At 47.9% G+C, this 3,107-nt stretch carries 2 protein-coding genes, 1 tRNA gene, 1 other RNA gene and 1 pseudogene; 2 read left to right on the forward strand and 3 right to left on the reverse strand.

All coding sequences use genetic code 11. The annotated features are described in order from the left end of the window. Positions 1-52 precede the first annotated feature (52 nt). Positions 53-790, reverse strand: coding sequence for a zinc-binding phosphatase (ycdX, locus tag E0D98_RS22825; protein ID WP_000283664.1), 738 nt, complete (start codon positions 788-790; stop codon positions 53-55). A 54-nt stretch (positions 791-844) separates the two neighbouring features. After that, positions 845-1,783 (reverse strand): glyoxylate/hydroxypyruvate reductase GhrA, encoded by a 939-nt coding sequence (gene ghrA, locus E0D98_RS22830; RefSeq protein WP_000351317.1) that lies wholly within the window; start codon positions 1,781-1,783, stop codon positions 845-847. A 233-nt stretch (positions 1,784-2,016) separates the two neighbouring features. On the opposite strand from ghrA, the gene E0D98_RS22835 reads away from it, so the two are divergent. Both E0D98_RS22835 and E0D98_RS22840 read left to right on the forward strand, forming a co-directional pair. Continuing rightward, positions 2,017-2,104: transfer RNA gene (locus E0D98_RS22835), tRNA-Ser, on the forward strand. A 44-nt stretch (positions 2,105-2,148) separates the two neighbouring features. Then, a non-coding RNA gene (locus E0D98_RS22840) (RtT sRNA) lies at positions 2,149-2,285 on the forward strand. 192 nt (positions 2,286-2,477) lie between these two features. On the opposite strand, the pseudogene ycdU reads toward E0D98_RS22840, so the two are convergent. Then, positions 2,478-3,107: pseudogene (gene ycdU, locus E0D98_RS22845) on the reverse strand (protein YcdU); the annotation flags it as partial.

The following is a 3,107-nucleotide window of genomic DNA, read 5'->3' on the forward strand; positions in this document are numbered from 1 at the left end:
ACACGACAGAGGATAGAAAACTCGTTCATTAATATATTTCCATTACTAGTAATTAAAGGTCTGCAAATTCCGCAATCGGTGCCATACCGCGAGATTCAAGGAAGTTCAGTAAGCGGCGCGGAGAAACATTCAAAATGCGCTCTGGCGGAAAATCTACCGCGTCGAGGATTTTAAGACACTCTTCAAATTCCCCCATGGTAAACGCGGTGTGAGAATCCGAGCCTAATGCCACCCAACCTCCAGCATCACGTACCGCTGCGGCTACCGCACGACAGTTGTCTTCACTGCCCTTACGTGAGTGTAAAAATGAAGAATTATTGATTTCCAGCGCCACCTGATGTTTCGCGGCTGCTTCAGCAACGGCTTTCACATCTATTTCATATTTGGGATTTCCGGGATGGCTTATTATATGCACATTGCCGCTGGCGATAGTGGCGATCATCGCTTGTGTATTGGTCGCTTTGTCATGTGGTGCAAAAACCGGCTCATGAAAACCGGCAATAATCAGATCCAGCGAGTCAAACATTTTACCGCTGCAATCAATTTCACCATCAACATTTTTAATGTTAGCTTCGATGCCGCGCAGGATCCCTACCCCATCAACCACTCGCGGCCAGATACGCATGTTAATGAAGTGCCAGTGATGCGGAGCATCTTCCATATCCGGGCCATGATCGGTGATCGCAAAAAGTTTAATGCCCTTTTGTTTGGCCTGGGCAATGTAATCACTCAATGTGCTATATGCATGTGTGCTGGCAACGGTATGCATATGAAGGTCGACGGGATACATAACTCTCTCCTGTATTCAATTCCCGCCAAGGATAGCAGGAATCCTGATGCTTTATTAGTAGCCGCGTGCGCGGTCGACTTGCCCGCAGACCCTCTCCCCTTTTTCGAGCTGGGCAATGGTGCGAGAAATGTACTCCACAGCTTCAGCGGGACGGGTAATCGCGGCGACATGTGGTGTTATCGTCACGCGTGGATGTTGCCAGAGCGGACTTTCAGGCGGTAAGGGTTCACGATTAAAAACATCCAACATTGCGCCTTTAACTTTGCCGCTATCCAGCGCCGCGAGCAGGTCATCTTCCACAACATGAACACCACGCGCCAGGTTGAGGAGATACGCGCCATCCGGTAATTTTTCGAGTAATTGTTGATTAATAATGCCGACGGTTTCAGGGGTATTCGGTAACAAATTAATCAATACCCGACATTGGCTCAGAAATGCAGACAGTTCTTCCCGTCCGGCAAAGCTTTGCACGCCAGGCCACGATTTACGGGTTCGACTCCAGCAACGCAGCGGAAAGCGCCAGGTTTGCAGACTCTGAGCAACTTTACTGCCCAGTACGCCTGCGCCCAAAATGCCGATGGTAAAATCTTCCCGATGATATTCAGGCAGCGGTTGCCAATGCGAACTATTTTGCTGGATGCGATAATCGTCAAAACGTCGAAACCAATGCAGCACCTGACTGACAGCATATTCCTGCATTTGCTCGCCCATACCGGTATCTTCCAGGCGAAAAAGTGGAACAGAAGGGTTCAGCATTTCAGGGTGTGCCTGTAGCTTGCTCAAAATAGAATCAACACCGGCCCCGAGTGCGAACACCGCTTTAAGATCGCGCCCTGCCAGCATTTCAACAGGAGGATGCCAGACTAAAGCATAATCAGCAGAGTCATTATCTCCGCTTTTCCATGCTCTGACTCTTGCCTGAGGAATAGCTTTGCGCAGTGCCTCAATCCACCATTGGGTATCGAACGTTGGGTGATAAAAGATGATATCCATACTGACTCCCGAAAAGCGTTGTGCGAAATTTATTCGCACTTATCGTTATGATCTACAAAGGCCACCAGCATAACAAATCCGTGGTCGGTGGCAAAAAAAGCAGATTTCGCTTACTAAAACCACACATTGATTGAAGTTTGAATAAACGCGCGATTTTTTCAAAAAGTTTGTTGACCTCAGGTCATGATTTCCCTAAATTAGCGCCCGTTCCAGCAAGACAGGAACGACAATTTGGTGAGGTGTCCGAGTGGCTGAAGGAGCACGCCTGGAAAGTGTGTATACGGCAACGTATCGGGGGTTCGAATCCCCCCCTCACCGCCATATTTAAAGAAGAGCTCGTACGAAAGTACGGGCTTTTTTTTCGTATATTGCACACACCGGGGGGATGAGAAGCCCCGACCGGGGTTCGACAACTGGCGACAGCCAGTTGGACAGACCGTGAACGCAGTGAGCGGGCTGCCCGCAGGGCGAGCGAAGCGAGTCAATCCCCCCCTCACCGCCATATTTAAAGAAGAGCCCGTACGAAAGTACGGGCTTTTTTTTCGTATATTGCACACACCGGGTGCCCCCGCCCACGTCTGTTAGGGCGAGGGGAAATTGTGCACATCAACTGTCTGGTTACTCAGTCAACAATCAAAATGCGCAAGATAGTAGAGAACATATATGCGTTATCTGGTCACTTCCTGTAACTTCCTCACTTATTAAAATGCCCCCAACGGAAATACATGTCACATGCCATCATAAAATCGTTATGCCAGAGGAATCGACAATGGAAAAAATAGTAAATTAAGCACGGTACATAGCAGAGTAAAAAATAGGCTTCAAACCAAATCCGCCATTCCACAAGCGTTGCCAATACCGACACCAGCGTAATCCACATCATTTCAATAACCAGCAATATGAATAACCGAAGCCAAAGCGGCTTGGCAAAAAAGGTCGACAACGCATTTTCACTGGAGAAAAACAGATCGATTTCCTGCAAAAAAAGCCTGCCCAGAAAAGCGTACCGCTTGGAGAAGCGCAGAAAAAACAGATTAATCGCCAACACTACGCCACAAAGAATGAGCAATGCAATTATCGATTTAAACGTTAACCACTGCCCCTCTGTCACAAAAGAATCACTGTTACGCAACGGGCTGATAGTAAGCAGGTTAACAACCGTTGAGATGCACACCGAAAGCAGCACATAGCGAGTCAGACTTTTATATTTTACTTTTTTCGCTACTGAAATAGCGACCTGCTTGACATAACTGGTGCGGATCATCCGAAACAGCAGAAAGATGACCAACGGCCCAAGTAACGAAATCAGGAACAGCGCATATAA

Origin of the sequence: Escherichia sp. KCJ4928 (assembly GCF_004352695.1) — a bacterium.
Classification (GTDB): domain Bacteria; phylum Pseudomonadota; class Gammaproteobacteria; order Enterobacterales; family Enterobacteriaceae; genus ECMA0423.

What these genes read in the sequence shown, in the direction of transcription:
- ycdX (WP_000283664.1), bottom strand. Translation starts at nt 790, where the DNA reads ATGTATCCCGTCGACCTTCATATGCATACCGTTGCCAGCACACATGCA.
- ghrA (WP_000351317.1), bottom strand. Translation starts at nt 1,783, where the DNA reads ATGGATATCATCTTTTATCACCCAACGTTCGATACCCAATGGTGGATT.